The organism is Pseudochelatococcus sp. G4_1912 (genome assembly GCF_047501465.1).
Classification (GTDB): domain Bacteria; phylum Pseudomonadota; class Alphaproteobacteria; order Rhizobiales; family Beijerinckiaceae; genus Pseudochelatococcus.
Genome location: NZ_JAZDRL010000001.1, coordinates 924,368 through 939,304, shown reverse-complemented (window position 1 = coordinate 939,304; position 14,937 = coordinate 924,368). Strand labels below are relative to the sequence as shown.

The window sequence follows — 14,937 nt, the reverse complement described above, 5'->3', positions numbered from 1 at the left end:
CTGCGAGATGACGACCTTGGAGGCTCTTTAATCGATAGCTAAAAACGTTTGGCTTTTACTCAGCTTCTTTTGCTGAGAAAGAAATCGATTCCGGCCTGGGCGCATTCCTGATCCTGCCCCGGCGTGCCGGAGCTGATGCCGATGCCTGCAACAACTTCGCCATCAACCAACACGGGCAGACCGCCACCTACAACCATCAATCGGCCGCTAACAGCGGAGTTGATGCCATAGGCCGGGCTGCCGGGCTGGCTTGCTGCGCCATATTCGTGCGTGGCCTTTTTGGCAGCGGCAGCAGTGAAAGCTTTGTCGATTGCAATTGTAATGCTGGTGATCTTGCCGCCATCCATGCGCTCAAACGCGACAAGATTGCCAGACTCATCGGTTACAGCAATGCACATCGGCACACCAATAGCGGTTGCTTTGGCGCGTGCGCCTTCAATCAGCAAACGAGCGTCGGCTTGATCGATCCTGCGAATGGTCAACATGGGAGTTTCCTCTTTGTGATTTGAATTATGCCACCGGATAATCAGCGCGCACTTGTTCGGCAATCAATTCTGCAGTCGCGGCAGAAAGTGTCCAGCCCAGATGGCCATGGCCGGTGTTGTAAAATACGCCTTTCAAGCGGCCTCTGCGCACGCGCGGCATCATGTCTGGCATCATGGGACGCAGACCCGTCCATGGCACGACGTGTTCTGTCGTGACACCCGGAAATTCGCGCCGCACCCAGTCTACAAGTGGCTGAATACGATCAGCGCGGATATCGCGGTTGAAGCCATTGTATTCTGCCGTACCTGCCACGCGGAAACGATCAGCGCCTAAACGGCTGGTGACGATCTTGGCGGCTTCATCCAGCAAGCTGACGGTCGGTGTCTGCTGCTGCGATGGGGTATCGTTGAGGTTGACGGTGATCGAATAACCCTTCACCGGATAGATGTTCAACCGATCACCAAGCGAGGCGGCAAAAGCGCGGCTGGCGGAGGCAGCGCAAATCACCACAGCATCGGCCCGCACGTCTTGCTCGACAGTATTGGCATGCTGCGCAAGGCCGCTTTCGGGCAAGGCGGGCGTGTACTTGATGGTAAAGCCGTCAGTTTCCTTCTCGCCGTCACGCTCTATGGTGGTGACGACTGCATCCTGAATGAAGCGCACGCCACGCTTCTGGCAGGCTTCGGCCAGGCCGCGCGTGAATTTATGAATATCGCCAGTTGAGTCGGAGGGCGTAAAAAAGCCGCCGACATAGGTGCCGGTGAGAGTCGGCTCAATTGTGCGCATCTCTTCAGGCGTTACGGCGTTACGTTCCAGCCCGCCCTCTTTGAGGAGCTTGTTCACACGTGCGCTGGCGTCAAAGGCCTTCTTGTCGCGGAAAATGTGTAGAATGCCGCGCTTTTCGAGATCGAATTCGATGTTTTCATTTTCTGCAATCGAGAACAAATGTGCGCGTGCAGCAATCGCAAGGCGGGTTGTCTCGATGGTATTGACGCGGTAATGCGGGATGTTGCCGATGAACTCTGCCATCCAGGAATATTTGTGCCAGCTGGGCATGGGGTTGACCAGCAGCGGCGCATCTTTGCGGAGCATCCACTTGATGCCCTTGAAGACGGTGGAGATGCTGTTCCACACTTCTGCGTTGCAGGCCGAAAGCTGGCCACCATTGGCAAAAGAGGTATCCATGGCCGGATAGCGACCACGATCGAGAACGGTGACATCATAACCACGCAGGGCGAGAGAATAAGCGGCAGTCACACCAGTGATGCCGGCGCCGATGATGGCGATATGGGGCATGGGATCAAGTTTCCTGTACAAGCGAGGCAAAGCAACCGGCATGCCGGTCGTTCATGCGCCCCATCTGTACTTCTACCTGAGAGCTTGAGCCGCAATCGTACATTGGCACGATTTACGCCATCCCCTTCGGTGGGCGCTTCGGTATAACTGAGGCGCCTCTCTCCAGATTGTCCTGACGAAATGGTCCTGGATGCCTGAGAGTTTCCGGGGCGGTTGCTCCATCGGCGTCGGGTTTGTCCGATCTCTCCCAATCCGTCATTAAGACACGCCAAACCTAGCAGAAGCATCGCCCCCGCGCAATCATTAGCGCCATTTCCGCGCACAGCTTATGGAACATGATCGTATGATGAGGATTTAGGCAAAAACGCTGCAATTGCAGCGTTTTCATGCAATACTCCATACCTGCATCAATGGGGGCACGTGCATCACTCATATAGCGCAAACCTCTTGACCAAATGTCAAACCTGTTCGACAAGGTTGTCGAAGATGAAATCTCGCATAACATCACCCTGATAGTGATGCTTGAAATTGAGGCAGTGTGTTGCCCGGACAAGGGGCAGATCCCATCATCATATTTTCCCAAGGAGAGAGCGATGCAATTGCTGAAATCGGTAGTCGTTGCGCTTGGTGTTTCAGTTGGGGTTGCGGCCAGCGCAGTGACAGCGCAGGCTGCTGAAATCAAGCTTGGTGTTGCGTCAGCGCTTAGTGGCCTGGCGGCGCAGTATGGCGCTGCAATTCGCAATGGTTTTGAACTGGCTGCCGAAGAGATCAACGCTGCAGGTGGCGTTAATGGCAATACCATCAAACTCATTGTTGAGGATGAGCAGGGCAAGAAAGAAGAAGCGATTAACGTCTATAAGAAATTGATTTTCCAGGATAAGGTCCTGCTGATTTTTGGTCCTACGCTCTCCAATTCAGCCTCAGCAGCCAATCCAATTGCGCAGGCAGCCAAAACGCCGGTATTTGGCACTTCCAACACCGCAGATGGCATAACATCGGTTGGCAACTTCATCTTCCGCAATTCGGTTACTGAGGCGGATGTACTGCCCGTAACCTTGGAAACCGTGGTCAATAAGGCTGGGGTGAAAAAGGTCGCAGTGCTTTATGGCAATGATGACGTATTCACGAAATCGGGCTACGATAATTTTGCCAAGGCTTTGAAAGATCATAATATTCCCGTGACAACGACGGAAACCTTTGCCAAGGGCGATGTGGATTTCAAGGCGCAGCTCACCAAGATCAAGGCGAGTAATCCTGATGCGATTGTGCTCTCGGCACTGCTGGCTGAAGGTGCGCCGATCATGGTGCAGGCACGCCAGCTTGGCATTGAGCTGCCATTCGTTGGCGGGAATGGTGTCAACTCGATAAAGATTTTTGACCTTGCCAAGGGTGCATCTGATAACCTCTGGGTTGGCAGCCCATGGTCGCTGAGCAATGATACGCCTGAGAACAAGCAGTTCATTGAAGCCTATACGAAGAAATATGGCATGGCGCCCGATCAGTTTGCAGCGCAGGCTTTTGATGCGCTCCATATCGTGGCACAGGCGCTGAAGAAGGTTGAAATCACAGGCGATGTCGCCAAAGAGCGTGCAGCTCTGCGTGATGCTCTGCCGGACGTTTCATGGGTTGGCGCGACTGGGCCGTTCAAGTTCCGGCAGGCAGTGGACAAAGCTGGCAAGCCCGCTGGATACGATGCTGATCAGACCCCTATCGTCTCGGTCACCAAAAACGGCGCTTATGAAATCGTGAAGTAAGCCCGTAAATGCATTAAGGCAGCGCCCCGCGCAATTCTGTGGGGCGCTTTAAATTCATCCCGCTAAGCTTTGTGTTTGTGATGTGCCAGCGAGCCTGCGCCCGCTGTGGGAGCCAGTTTCACGATGCTCGCCCAACAATTGATCAATGCGCTGTCGCTTGGCAGTGTTTATGCGTTGTTTGCGCTAGGGTTCACGCTGATTTTCGGTGTGCTTGGCGTTATCAATCTTTCGCACGGTGCGGTGTTTATGGTTGGCGCTTATGCGGCGCTACAGGCTGTTGTGCTGGCTGAATTACCAATATGGGCAGCGCTGATTGTGGCGTTTATGGTCAGTGGCCTTTTCGGGCTGCTGATTGATATTCTGGTGCTCTCTCCACTCAGAAAACGCAATGCGCCGCATCTTATTCCCATGATTGCCACCATCGGTGTCGCCATTGCGTTGAACAGCGCCGTGCAGGGCATTTTCGGGGCTGACAATCTGCGCTTTCCAACTGACGTTGTGCCTGAAGGTGCCATTCAGCTGGGTGAGTTGCACATGACTGTGGTTGAGATGGGTATTGTCGCGCTTACCCTGATCATCATGGTGACATTGCTGCTTGTGCTGCGCCGAACGCAAATTGGCAAGGCTTTACGGGCGGTTGCGGAATCTCCCAAGTCAGCGGCATTGCTGGGCATTAATGTCGAAGGGCTGTTTCGGAAAACGTCGTTTTTGGCAGCGGCACTGGGTGGCGCGGCGGGGGTGATGATCAGCCTTTATTCCAATGCTGTGTACCCCTTGATGGGCCAGCCGATGCTGCATAAAGGCATTGCCGTGATCATTCTGGGCGGCATGGGGGATATTCGTGGCGCTATGATCGGCGGACTTTTCCTTGGTTTTGCTGAGGTGTTTGCGGTGGCTTACATTGGCTCAACCATGCGGGATGCTGTGGCGTTTGGTCTGCTGTTCCTAATCCTGCTTGTGCGGCCTACCGGGCTTTTCGGCAAGGCGAATGAGCGGAAGGCATGATCATGGATGCTTTTCTGCTGTGGTTCGAAGAGTTTTGGGCTGTTTATTCCAACCTGATTCTGATGCTCGGCATTAATGCCCTGTTGGCATTATCGATATGGCTCACCCTGGCGTGCGGCTTGCTGGCTTTGGCTAATGCGGCTTTCATGGGTATTGGTGCGTATGCGGGTGCACTTGCAACCATGAATTATGACATGCCCTTTGCTGGCTCTCTCCTGATCAGCATGGCGGCGCCTTCGCTGGTTGCGCTTGTAATCGGCGTGCCGGTGCTGCGGCTTGGCGGTGTGTATCTGGCCATGGCGACGCTTGGCTTTGGTGAGGTTGTGCGGGTTGTCATCCTGAACACGGACGATATCACGGGTGGCGCTTTGGGGCTGAATGGCATTCCGCAATACACCCAATGGTGGCATGTTGCGCTAGCGCTTGCTGTTGTGTTGTTCGTGTTGGCGCGGCTGCATATTTCCAAAACCGGCCGTGCATTCGAAGCTATCAAGGTAGATGAAACCGCAGCCGGATTGATGGGCATTGATCTGCGCGCAAACAAGCTTGTGGCGTTTGTGCTGGGCGCGGCCATTGCCGGGCTTGCCGGGGCGCTTAATGCGCATCTCACATTCTTCATCGGTCCGCAGGAATATGGTTTTGATCGCGGTGTTGAGATCCTCACGATGGCGATTCTGGGCGGTGTTACGTCGCTGATTGGCCCTGTGATTGGTGCATTCTTCCTCACGTTGCTGCCGGAATTGTTGCGGGGATTGGCGGATTTCCGGCTTATTATCAATGGGCTCATTCTGGTTTTGGTGGTGTTGTTTTTACCTAATGGCCTTTGGGATCCAACACGTTTCCGCCGCTGGTTTGGCAAGGGGAGGGCCTGAGATGTTGAAGCTTGATGCCATCTCCAAGCGTTTTGGCGGCTTGAAAGTGCTCGATGATGTGAGTCTCACGGTGCCACAGGGAGCAATCTTTGGTTTGATTGGTCCCAATGGTGCCGGCAAGACGACGGTGTTTAATCTGATCACCGGGCTTATTCCGGTAACATCTGGCAAGATCACATTTGATGGCGCTGATCTTGCAGGCCTGCCCCCACACAAGATCACCCGCCTGGGTATTGCGCGCACATTCCAGAATATCCGCACCTTTAAGGAAATGACGCTGCTGGAAAATGTGCTGGTTGGTAGACATGGGCACGTCAACTACAACTTTGTCCAGGCGTTGTTTTCATTGCCTACCTATCGTGCGCAAGAAGCAGCAGCGCGGTCGCGGGCGTTGGAACTATTGAGTTGGGTTGGGCTTGAGGGCAAGGCGCATGAAATTGCCGATACGCTCTCCTACGGTGAGCAACGCCGTCTGGAAATTGCGCGAGCGCTGGCCACCGAGCCGCGCCTGCTGCTTCTCGATGAGCCAGTTGCCGGCATGAACCCTGCCGAGAAGACAGAGTTGATGGATGCTATCCGCAAAATCAACGAGCGGGGCTACACGGTCTTTTTGATCGAGCACGATATGCGCTTTGTGATGGGGCTATGTGAGCAAGTCGCGGTGCTGAATTTTGGCCGCATTATTACCTGCGATCGGCCCGAAGCCGTGCGTGCTAACCCCGAAGTGATTGAGGCTTATCTTGGCCGCGATGATGATGCCGATACGCTGGAGGCGGTGTGATGAGTGCTCTTTTGGAGGTCTCAGGGCTTAAGGTCAATTTTGGCCACGTTGAGGCGGTTAAAGGCATTGATTTTGCGCTGCATGAGGGGCAGATCACCACACTTGTGGGTGCCAATGGGGCAGGGAAATCAACGACTTTGCTGGCGCTCTCCGGGCTTGTCGCAAAAGCTGCCGGCCGCGTTGTATTTGCCGGAAATGATATTACCCGCATGCCTGCGCATAAAATTGTGGATCGCGGTATCTCGCAGGTGGCGGAGGGGCGGGCTACCTTGACGACGCTTACAGTGCGGGAAAATCTGGAACTCGGTGCTTATCATCGCAATGATGCGCAGGCTATCGCTGCCGATTATGAATACGTTCTGGCGCTTTTCCCACGTCTGCGTGAACGTCTGGATGGGCTTGCAGGTAATCTTTCTGGCGGTGAGCAACAGATGCTCGCTATTGCGCGCGCTTTGATGGCGCGCCCGCGCGTTTTGCTGCTTGATGAGCCCTCAATGGGACTAGCGCCCTTGATCGTGCAGGAAATTTTCCTGATTATCAAAGCGATCAATCAGGAAGGATTGACGATTTTTCTGGTAGAGCAAAACGTACGCCAGGCGCTCAAAGTGGCCCACCGGGCCTATGTAATTGAAACAGGCGAGATCGTGCTTGAAGGCACAGGTGAAGCGCTACTCGATCACCCGCGTGTGCTGGAAGCTTATCTAGGTGTATGAATTGTAAGATAAAATTGATCAAGTGAGAAAATAGAGCGCCAGATTGTCTAATGGACTTAGTGTGGCGCCCTAGCTTTATATCTTACCTGCGTTTGCATTCAAGTTGATGAATAACTTGAATGCAAACTGCTCTATTGCGTAGCCGAATTAATTTGCTTGACCCAGACCATTAATATCAACGGAAAGCGTTGGCGTTGGCTTAGCGTACTTCAGTTCGCTCCATAAAGAGCCAAAGAAGCTTTTCGTAACAGTTGCCGATACAGCAAGTGCCGCAGTACCGAAGATTGCCGTGATTCCTGCTGTAAATGGTGCAGCAGCAATCAAGCCAACGCTTGCCGCCCACATGGCAGTTAACGCAACTCCAGCTATGACTTTTATAAACATTTGGCCGATTGGGCTATCCTTCACCAGATTGGCCAGCCATTTTGCACCCTTCGACAGGGCCTCATCGATGGGCGCAGTTGTAGAGCCACCTGATGATCCGCCGCCAGGAACGTTTACGTTGATGGTTGTCGTAGCTTTGGGGGCTGCAGCGCCTCTAACGTGTTCCAGCGTTTTTTCACTAAGTTGATGCACCTGTTCAAGCTCCATTTGAAGCTCCGCTTTAATCTTCGTAAGTTCATCATTGTCATCAAATGAAGTCATGTCCACGCTGGTATAGGTGGGGGGGGTAGAATTTATCTTATGCTCGAACGCGTCGATGCATGCTTCTGCAGCAAAACATTTAAATCCTTCATCAAAAGAAGGGGGGGTATTCCTACCCATGAGTGTTGCGCGAAGCCCATCTAAAAAATTACGGCAAGCTTCAATGTTGTAGCAAATGCGTTCAATTAACTTTTGGGGAGAGCAGCTATTTTTATCAGCAGCGCTGCTTGTGGAATGCGATATCTCGCGAGTTTCAAAACCAATCTCGCTGTTTGAAGCTTCTAAAATAGGCGAAAATTTTGCATGAAGCCTACTAGACAAATTAGCAAATACAGAAATGTTCTGCAATGAAGTTTCATGGTCGTTTTGCAGGGGGGGGGTAACTGAAGCAAAAGAAAGTGGTGTTATTAATTGGTTATGAGCACCATAAGACATAGTAAATCCCGCCATAAATTTACGAAGCTACTTGCAAGTAATGCTTCGAAGGACGCAAGAAACGCATCAGCTCATGTTATGAGCATTGCATGTGTGATTTCGCTTTTTTAGCTGCCATATTTTACGCCATGAAGCATTTATCAAGTGCTATAAAATAGGATTCCGAAAAAGTAGTCTTAGCTTGCTTCTCTATAAATATACTGCTTTGCTTGCTAATGAATTTCATGTGCATTTCAGAGAATAAAATAGATGTCTTTATGAATAACAATATCTACTTTAATCATGTATTGTGAGGTAAGTATCTCACAATATTATTACCTGAGCGTCTTACTAATTTCATTCATAGATTCATGCAGCAGCCAAGTTCGAATTTATTATTGCCCGTAGTTTTTGGCAAAATGTTGGCAAATGGGAAGCAAATTCCGTTTTTTTGTGCCCTGTTTGGGGGCAATTTGAGCGTTGCAGGTGTGGATTATCTCATCACATCAACTGTGCCCTGCCAATAAGGTAAATCGCTATGATGAAGGCGAGAACGTGGGCGGCATATGTTTGGCCGTTGCCCGTGTAAAGTTGGCGAACGAAGCCGGAGAGCTGCAGATTCGCGACAGCAACCTTGGCCCAGAAAGCGCTGGCATCCAGCGTAGGCAGGTACTCAAAGAGGTGCCTAAATGAAGATATCATGCCCTCAAAACTCGAATCGCCTTGAAGCTTATCTATTTTACGACGGTAAATATTAAAGAGCACAAGCAGTCCAAAGAGCGTAAGGGAAATGATGATAGCCGCGCTCATCACGGGGAATGGATTCAGGGTGTTGTAGATATCCTCAAGCGATTGTCCTTCCCACACCAGTGTTGCGGCGAAGGTGGGATCTATGGCGCGTGAGAGCGGTTCCATGAGGATTTTGGGGTAAAAGGCCAGCACGGCAATTCCTGTAATCAGCAGGAATTGCGGCACCAATAATGTCGCGGGCGCCTCGCGGACATTGATGTGTTCAGCGTGACGCTTGCCCCAGAACACACTATGGGCTAGCCGGATCATGTATAGAAAGCCCACGAAAGTCGCCAGAAAGCCGACGGTGCCCAGTCCGTACCAACCGTTATCGAGCATCGTGCCGATCAAGAGCCACTTTGAACCAAACCCGGCCAGCGGCGGCAGGCCAGACATTGCCACAAGCGCAATGACCATGCAGGTGCATGTCCATGGCATGTTTTCGATGAGGCCACCAAGACTGTTGAAGGTGTTTGCCTGTGCTCGCAGTATCACCCCCGCAATCGCCAGGAACAGCACGCCTTTAACCAGCAGGTGATTGGCAACGAGGTAAAGCGCTGTCACCCAGCCGATATGGCTCATGAGGGCAATCGCTGCAATAATGTAGCCAAGTTGGCTGATGCTGGAATAGGCCAGGAGACGTTTGACGTCCTGCTGAAACAACGCAAGAATGCCGCAGACAAGGGTAGTCGTAAAGCCGATCCATGCCATGCCATGCGCGAGTTCCAGCCCTAGCTCTGACCGAATGGCGAGGTAGGTGCCCGTCAGCAGGCCGAAGATTGCGACCTTGCTGATGACCGCTGAGAGCAGGGCGGTCAGATCGTCATCGGCAAGTGCATAGGTGCCGGGTATCCAGACGTGCACGCCCAGTGCTCCTGCTTTTATCAGGCAGCCGATGGCCAGCAGCACAAAGGCAACATCTGCCTGGGGACCAAGAGTGCGCAAAGCTGCAATAAGATCGCCGCTGGCGCCTAGGGTGTGCAGCTGGCCGAAGCCCGCAAGGATGAAGAAAGCCGAGCCTAGCGAAAACAGCAGGTAGCGCAAAATTTGCGATCCGGCGTGACGTCCATTTGCTATCAGGAAATATGAGCTGAGCGTGATGATTTCCCAGCATACGAAGAATTCAAGGCTGGTCGTTGCTCGTGTGAGCGATGGCAGCGCCAAAAGCATTGTGGCGAGGAGCGGGTAATAACCATTACGCCGATCGGAACGATAAAGCGCGCCGAGGCCGACCACAAATCCACCAACGATGAATATCACCCCGAATAGATAGCCGATGCCAAAATTCGCAGGCAGCAGCCATGGTCCAAAAACGATCACTGATGCTAATGCCATCATGGCCTTGGCGCTGCCGGGGAGGGAGTTGCGCCATTGTGCTTCTATCAGTGCAAGCACCCCGCCGACGAACAAGGGCATAAAGAGCCACAATGATTGCGGCGCTGAGAGATATGCCGCAACGCCACCGCTGGCCAACAACAGCAGTGCGGCAGCGATTACAGGCAGCAGCGCGCGCTTGTTGATTGGTGGGAATTGGTCATTGGTTTGGGCGTGAAGGGAGCGCCCTAGCCAGCGGAACATATAGGCTGCCTCTAGCAGTGATCCTATGAGAATGGCTGCAATTGTCCAGTAATAGCCAGTCGCGGATAATTGCATTATCAGCGCCCATTTTGCCCAGAAGCCAGGGAAAGGCGGTAATCCTGAAATTGCTATGACCAATGCCGCAAAGGCAACCAGAAGCAGGCGGTTGCGGGCTATGGGAGACCACTTGGTGATAGATTGGATTTTCATCAGATCGGCAAGCCAGAAGAGGCCAGCCTTTGCCAAAAGGTGGTTCAGATAAATACCGCCGACAACAAGCGGGATAATCTCCTCTGCGCCTGCTTTCGCCAGCAACGCGAGAGCCAGCGTAGCCAACCCCATTTGTCCGACCGATGAATAGCCCAGCATGCGCTGTACGCGTATTTGCCGCAGGCCGATCAAGTTGGATGCGACGAATGTCAGTCCGCCTGAAAAGGCAATCAGATCAAGCCACGGAGCAAATAGCGGCAGCAGCTTATACAGTGAGAAAAACACGCCTGCCGACACGCCAACCGACACAAATGCTGCAATGCCACCCGGTGCTGTTTCGTAAACATCCAGGCCCCAACCATTGGCGGGGAAGGGTTTGAGCTCAACCATCAACGCTGCAAGCAGTAGCAGCAATGCGGTTAGGGCAATCAGGCCTGTGAATGCCTCAGGGTGCTGAATAAGCTCATCGATATTGAGTGTGCCGGTGACAAAATATAGCAGTGCCGTTGCCAACAGGAAAAACGTTGAGGCGATGACAGTTGCGATGATGTATTTGAATGCCGCTGCAAGCGATGATGCTGTACCCACAAGGCCGAGCAGGCCATAGGTGGCGATGGAGACGATCTCCAGAAACACGAACAGATTGAACAGATCACGCGTCATCACCATGCCGTTAAGGCCCATGACACCGATCAGATAAAGCAGCAGCGCGCCATAATGCTCTCGCAGCCGCGGCCATAGATGTGCGGCCCCAAGGAGGCATACGCTGTTGATGGAGAAGGTGAAAAAGCCCTCTGCCAATCCAAGACGCAGATTAATTGATACAGGTGGCGCGATGCCGGCTGTAAATACATCGATAGCCGGCGCGCCCCCTGCTGCGGCAACGAAGTGAATGCCGGTAATCAGGGTAATCCCGCAAAGTGTCGAGAAGAACACGGCGGGCAGCCATGACTTCGCGAGCTGATAAAGCAAGGGAATGAGAAACCCGCCGCCGAGCCCCAGAATATAAATGTTCAATGGGTGGAGAAGAGCGCTCACCACTTTGACTCCGTGAAGGCATCAATCGCAAGCGTGCCCTTCGCTTTATAAAGGCGGATGGCATAGGCGAGCATAACGGCGGTTACGGAAAAGCCGATGACAATGGCTGTGACAACCAAGGCAGATGGAATGGGATCAACCATTCGCAAAGGCGCTGAACCTTGTTGCATCGCTTCATCGAGAATGGGTGCCGTGGCGCCCGTAATGTAGCCGGTGGCGACGAGCACGATGTGAACGCCGGTATCAACCAGCCCAAAGCTGATGATCATGCGCAGGATATTCCGATGCGACAGCAGCCCCCACATACCAATCAGCACCAGGCCAAAGCCTATCGCCAGCTCGAGATGGGATATCGGAAGCATCTGGCTCTCCTGCTCAGCTGCGGAATCTATCAACGATGACAGATAGCTCTGCACCAACCTTGATGCCAAGCAGGGTGGAAATAACCGGGATTGCGCCAGCGCTGATAAAGGCGCCGAAGGTGCCAGCGGGTAGAAAGCGGCTATCAAGAAAGCCGCCTGCGAAGATCGCGCCCATCAAGCCAAGCGCCACATAAAGTACGCCTGAAGCGGATTCCGTGATGGCGAGAAACCCTAGTGAAAGGCTTGTTCTCGGGCGCGCTAACATCAGCAGGACAACACCCGAAGCAACAATCGCGCCGCCTTGAAAGCCGCCACCTGCAGATAAGTGGCCGTTGGCAATCACATAAGCGCCGAACATGAAAATCAATGGCAGAAGCGTTGCAGCTCCCGACTCGACGACCTCACCGGGGGAGCGCACTAACGGGAGGGGTTGCGCATTCGCTTGCGGCGTGGCGCTCGTGCCCAGCAGAAGCCCAACGCTGGCCGCCACCATGAATAGCACTGCAACTTCTCCCAGTGTATCAAAGCCGCGCCAGGTGATCAGAATGCCGGTGACGATGTTGGGTAGCCCCAGTTCAATTGGCGTTTGGGTAACGTAAAACTCCGCTAACGGGCGTAGAAACCAACGCTCTTCATAACCAAAAGCGATGCCTGCGAAGATCAGTCCGAATAGGGCGACGATGAGTGCATTGACGATCTGGCGCTTCATGGCGCATCCACCTTATGACCATTGGCGGTCTCGTCTTCACGCAGGGCATCTACCACTGTTGAGCCTGCCATGGGGATGCGGATGATATGCGCCGCGCGGGCGAGGGCGTGCGATGAGACGGGGTTTGTCATCAGCACAAAGCCCGCAATGACGAGTAATTTCAATGCCCAATCCGGGTGGATGACGCCAAGTCCGCCCAATACGAGCAGGTTGCCGAGTGTCGAAGCCTTGGTGCCCGCTTGAATCCGCGTGAAAGCATCAGGCATGCGCAGCACGCCAAGACCTGCAGAGAAAAGAAAGAATGCTCCCATCAAGACCACAAAGCTACCGATGGCTTCGCGGATGGCATCATCAAGCATGGCCTAGACCTTCCTCGCACCGGTTTTGTGGATGGTATAGAGCAGAATGAAGGTCGCAAGGCCGGATCCAATGGCGGCCTCGGCCATGGCCACATCTGGGGCCGCTAGCAGAATAAAGATGACAGAGGCAGATAGGCTCGCAAGCCCCCCGCTTATTGCCGCCGCCACTACATTGCGTAGCGTTACGGCCAGAAGGCCGCTAAGCAGCACACTGATTGAGATCAGAATGATCAGCAGATCGAGCATGCTATAGCCCCCGCTCAAGATAGCGCGCGATGGCGAGAACGGCGAGGAAGCTCAGCACACCATACACCAGCGCTACATCAACATAGATAAACCGCCCCGAAAGGTGCGCATAAAGCCCGATTATCGAGATCGTGATAACGGTGAGAATGTCGATGGCCACGACGCGGTCTACGACGGTGCGGCCAATGACAAGGCGGGCCATTGAAAACAGAATGCCGAAAAAGATCAGCACGACAGACATTATAAGGAGGGTATCAGCCAAAGGCCCTCTCCAGATGCTTTTCAAATGGACCCACGATTTGTCGTGTGGCTTCAGCGCGGTCTGTCGTTTTCACATCGAGCCAATGGATGTAAAGTGTGCTGCCTTCAAGGCCTAGCACCAGAGAACCGGGCGTAAGTGCGATGGAATTAGCAAGCGCCAACCGTCCCATGGGGGATATGAGGCGCGTATCAACCTTGACAATGCCGGGGTGGATATCGATTTTGCGTGCATAGACATAGCGCAGCATGTTGAGATTGGCGCGCACCAGTTCCATGATGAAAATGCCAAAATATGCCAGGTAATGCCATACGGCTGAGGGAGTGATTTTGAGCGTGCTCCACAGACGGCCGGTCCATGATTGCGGTTCACCGGTGAATAGCCGGGCGATCGCCAGTCCAAGAGCGAGACCGATAAGGAGCAAAACTGGCGCTGTTGACGTATTAAATACGCACCACAGAGCCAACAGAAATACAATGAGAATGGGCGATCCAATTGAGGTGAAGCCTTTCGGTTTCACCTGGTTATCATTTTCCATCGCCAAAGCCCCACTCCTGCACCGCCGAGGCTAATGATTAAAGGTTGTGAAATCAATAACGCGCAAGCTGTTTGCTTGTGTGATTAAAGTGCTTACATCCAACGGAATTGACGCGGATGATAAAATCGGCGATAAACGAGAATGAACGTTCATTCTCATGCACTGGAAGACCGGTGAACCAGCTAGAAACCCCACTTTCCGACCAGCAGGTGAAAACAAAATCTGCTGCAGAAGCTCAACGGGATGAGCGGCGTGAGGATATTCTGAGCGCGGCAGAGAACTGCTTTATCCAGTATGGTTTCCATGGCACTACAATGCAGGTGGTGGCTAAGGCAGCGGGCATGAGCCCTGGCAATCTTTATCGCTATTTTCCTTCAAAGAATGCGATTGTCGAAGGGCTTGTGGAGCGCGACAGGGATGAGGCGCGTCGTCGTTTTGCTTGCCTGGATCGCAGCTTATCGTTTTGGGAGCAGCTGGCGCAGATTGGTAATCAGTACTTCGTTGGTGAAGCGCAATCTAAAGCCGCGCTTTGCATCGAGATCTGGGCCGAGTCTACGCGCAATCCCGAGATCGACGCAATCAATCGCCCTTTTGAAGGAGAGGTTGCGGCGCAGCTCGTGGAGATGCTCGATAGCGCACGCGCTCGCGGCGAAGTGGCAGCGGATATCGATAGCGCGGCGGCTGCGCAAATGATTCTTGTCATTACCAACGGGCTTTATGTCCGGGCTGGTTTGCGGCGCGATAATGATGGCGCTGATCAATTTCAATGTGCCATGCAGGCTATTTATGGCTTGCTGTCTGGTGCGCCTGTGCTACGTCGTGCTGGTGATAAGCTTGAAAGCCATGCACAGCAATGCACGCCTCAAAATCCCTCGTTATAGGA

At 53.2% G+C, this 14,937-nt stretch carries 16 protein-coding genes and 1 riboswitch; of the genes, 6 read left to right on the top strand and 10 right to left on the bottom strand.

The features are described from left to right. Nucleotides 1-59: 59 nt before the first annotated feature. Nucleotides 60-485, bottom strand: a complete 426-nt coding sequence (locus VRZ32_RS04360; RefSeq protein ID WP_414524474.1) for a GlcG/HbpS family heme-binding protein — start codon at nt 483-485, stop codon at nt 60-62. 25 nt (nt 486-510) lie between these two features. Beyond that, nucleotides 511-1,782, bottom strand: a complete 1,272-nt coding sequence (locus VRZ32_RS04355) for a D-amino acid dehydrogenase (protein ID WP_414524473.1) — start codon at nt 1,780-1,782, stop codon at nt 511-513. Between the two features lie 171 nt (nt 1,783-1,953). Next, a riboswitch (glycine riboswitch) is annotated at nt 1,954-2,042 on the bottom strand. A 333-nt stretch (nt 2,043-2,375) separates the two neighbouring features. Here VRZ32_RS04355 and VRZ32_RS04350 point away from each other — a divergent pair. The 5 genes from VRZ32_RS04350 (at nt 2,376) to VRZ32_RS04330 (ending at nt 6,907) form a co-directional block, all read left to right on the top strand. Next, nucleotides 2,376-3,536 (top strand): ABC transporter substrate-binding protein, encoded by a 1,161-nt coding sequence (locus VRZ32_RS04350; protein WP_414524472.1) that lies wholly within the window; start codon nt 2,376-2,378, stop codon nt 3,534-3,536. Between the two features lie 123 nt (nt 3,537-3,659). After that, nucleotides 3,660-4,541: a branched-chain amino acid ABC transporter permease gene (locus tag VRZ32_RS04345; protein WP_414524471.1), complete on the top strand. Its 882-nt coding sequence runs from the start codon at nt 3,660-3,662 to the stop codon at nt 4,539-4,541. 2 nt (nt 4,542-4,543) lie between these two features. Next, the gene (locus VRZ32_RS04340; protein WP_414524470.1) at nt 4,544-5,413 is read left to right on the top strand and encodes a branched-chain amino acid ABC transporter permease; all 870 of its coding nucleotides are present in this window, start codon (nt 4,544-4,546) and stop codon (nt 5,411-5,413) included. A gap of 1 nt (nt 5,414) precedes the next feature. Further along, a complete protein-coding gene (locus VRZ32_RS04335) occupies nt 5,415-6,194 on the top strand; it encodes an ABC transporter ATP-binding protein (protein ID WP_414524469.1) in 780 nt (259 codons plus the stop codon). Then, a complete protein-coding gene (locus VRZ32_RS04330; protein WP_414524468.1) occupies nt 6,194-6,907 on the top strand; it encodes an ABC transporter ATP-binding protein in 714 nt (237 codons plus the stop codon). The genes VRZ32_RS04335 and VRZ32_RS04330 overlap by 1 nt, the downstream gene beginning before the upstream one ends. A 147-nt stretch (nt 6,908-7,054) precedes the next feature. On the opposite strand, the gene VRZ32_RS04325 is transcribed toward VRZ32_RS04330, so the two are convergent. The 8 genes from VRZ32_RS04325 to VRZ32_RS04290 all read right to left on the bottom strand — a co-directional run bounded on the left by VRZ32_RS04325 (nt 7,055) and on the right by VRZ32_RS04290 (nt 14,054). Then, on the bottom strand, nt 7,055-7,987 hold the full coding sequence (locus VRZ32_RS04325; protein ID WP_414524467.1) for a hypothetical protein: 933 nt from the start codon (nt 7,985-7,987) through the stop codon (nt 7,055-7,057). A 480-nt stretch (nt 7,988-8,467) separates the two neighbouring features. Further along, nucleotides 8,468-11,581: a complex I subunit 5 family protein gene (locus VRZ32_RS04320; RefSeq protein WP_414524466.1), complete on the bottom strand. Its 3,114-nt coding sequence runs from the start codon at nt 11,579-11,581 to the stop codon at nt 8,468-8,470. Beyond that, entirely contained in the window at nt 11,578-11,943 is a 366-nt protein-coding gene (locus tag VRZ32_RS04315; RefSeq protein WP_414524465.1) for a sodium:proton antiporter, read from the bottom strand. Before VRZ32_RS04315 ends, VRZ32_RS04320 begins: the two co-directional genes overlap by 4 nt. 13 nt (nt 11,944-11,956) lie before the next feature. After that, nucleotides 11,957-12,652 (bottom strand): hydrogen gas-evolving membrane-bound hydrogenase subunit E, encoded by a 696-nt coding sequence (mbhE, locus tag VRZ32_RS04310; RefSeq protein ID WP_414524464.1) that lies wholly within the window; start codon nt 12,650-12,652, stop codon nt 11,957-11,959. Then, nucleotides 12,649-13,011, bottom strand: a complete 363-nt coding sequence (gene mnhG / locus VRZ32_RS04305) for a monovalent cation/H(+) antiporter subunit G (RefSeq protein WP_414524463.1) — start codon at nt 13,009-13,011, stop codon at nt 12,649-12,651. The genes mbhE and mnhG overlap by 4 nt, the downstream gene beginning before the upstream one ends. Before the next feature lie 3 nt (nt 13,012-13,014). Continuing rightward, nucleotides 13,015-13,257: a hydrogenase subunit MbhD domain-containing protein gene (locus VRZ32_RS04300; protein ID WP_414524462.1), complete on the bottom strand. Its 243-nt coding sequence runs from the start codon at nt 13,255-13,257 to the stop codon at nt 13,015-13,017. 1 nt (nt 13,258) lies between these two features. Further along, nucleotides 13,259-13,519 (bottom strand): monovalent cation/H+ antiporter complex subunit F, encoded by a 261-nt coding sequence (locus VRZ32_RS04295; RefSeq protein WP_414524461.1) that lies wholly within the window; start codon nt 13,517-13,519, stop codon nt 13,259-13,261. After that, nucleotides 13,512-14,054 carry a Na+/H+ antiporter subunit E gene (locus VRZ32_RS04290; protein WP_414524460.1) on the bottom strand — a complete coding sequence of 181 codons (543 nt, stop codon included), beginning with the start codon at nt 14,052-14,054 and terminating at the stop codon, nt 13,512-13,514. Before VRZ32_RS04290 ends, VRZ32_RS04295 begins: the two co-directional genes overlap by 8 nt. Before the next feature lie 173 nt (nt 14,055-14,227). Between VRZ32_RS04290 and VRZ32_RS04285 the strand changes: the two genes are divergently transcribed. Beyond that, the gene (locus VRZ32_RS04285) at nt 14,228-14,935 is read left to right on the top strand and encodes a TetR/AcrR family transcriptional regulator (protein ID WP_414524459.1); all 708 of its coding nucleotides are present in this window, start codon (nt 14,228-14,230) and stop codon (nt 14,933-14,935) included. Nucleotides 14,936-14,937: the final 2 nt, after the last annotated feature.

Coding starts and splice junctions, on each gene's coding strand:
- VRZ32_RS04360 (WP_414524474.1), bottom strand. CDS start 485: ATGTTGACCATTCGCAGGATCGATCAAGCCGACGCTCGTTTGCTGATT.
- VRZ32_RS04355 (WP_414524473.1), bottom strand. CDS start 1,782: ATGCCCCATATCGCCATCATCGGCGCCGGCATCACTGGTGTGACTGCC.
- VRZ32_RS04350 (WP_414524472.1), top strand. CDS start 2,376: ATGCAATTGCTGAAATCGGTAGTCGTTGCGCTTGGTGTTTCAGTTGGG.
- VRZ32_RS04345 (WP_414524471.1), top strand. CDS start 3,660: ATGCTCGCCCAACAATTGATCAATGCGCTGTCGCTTGGCAGTGTTTAT.
- VRZ32_RS04340 (WP_414524470.1), top strand. CDS start 4,544: ATGGATGCTTTTCTGCTGTGGTTCGAAGAGTTTTGGGCTGTTTATTCC.
- VRZ32_RS04335 (WP_414524469.1), top strand. CDS start 5,415: ATGTTGAAGCTTGATGCCATCTCCAAGCGTTTTGGCGGCTTGAAAGTG.
- VRZ32_RS04330 (WP_414524468.1), top strand. CDS start 6,194: ATGAGTGCTCTTTTGGAGGTCTCAGGGCTTAAGGTCAATTTTGGCCAC.
- VRZ32_RS04325 (WP_414524467.1), bottom strand. CDS start 7,987: ATGTCTTATGGTGCTCATAACCAATTAATAACACCACTTTCTTTTGCT.
- VRZ32_RS04315 (WP_414524465.1), bottom strand. CDS start 11,943: ATGCTTCCGATATCCCATCTCGAGCTGGCGATAGGCTTTGGCCTGGTG.
- mbhE (WP_414524464.1), bottom strand. CDS start 12,652: ATGAAGCGCCAGATCGTCAATGCACTCATCGTCGCCCTATTCGGACTG.
- mnhG (WP_414524463.1), bottom strand. CDS start 13,011: ATGCTTGATGATGCCATCCGCGAAGCCATCGGTAGCTTTGTGGTCTTG.
- VRZ32_RS04300 (WP_414524462.1), bottom strand. CDS start 13,257: ATGCTCGATCTGCTGATCATTCTGATCTCAATCAGTGTGCTGCTTAGC.
- VRZ32_RS04290 (WP_414524460.1), bottom strand. CDS start 14,054: ATGGAAAATGATAACCAGGTGAAACCGAAAGGCTTCACCTCAATTGGA.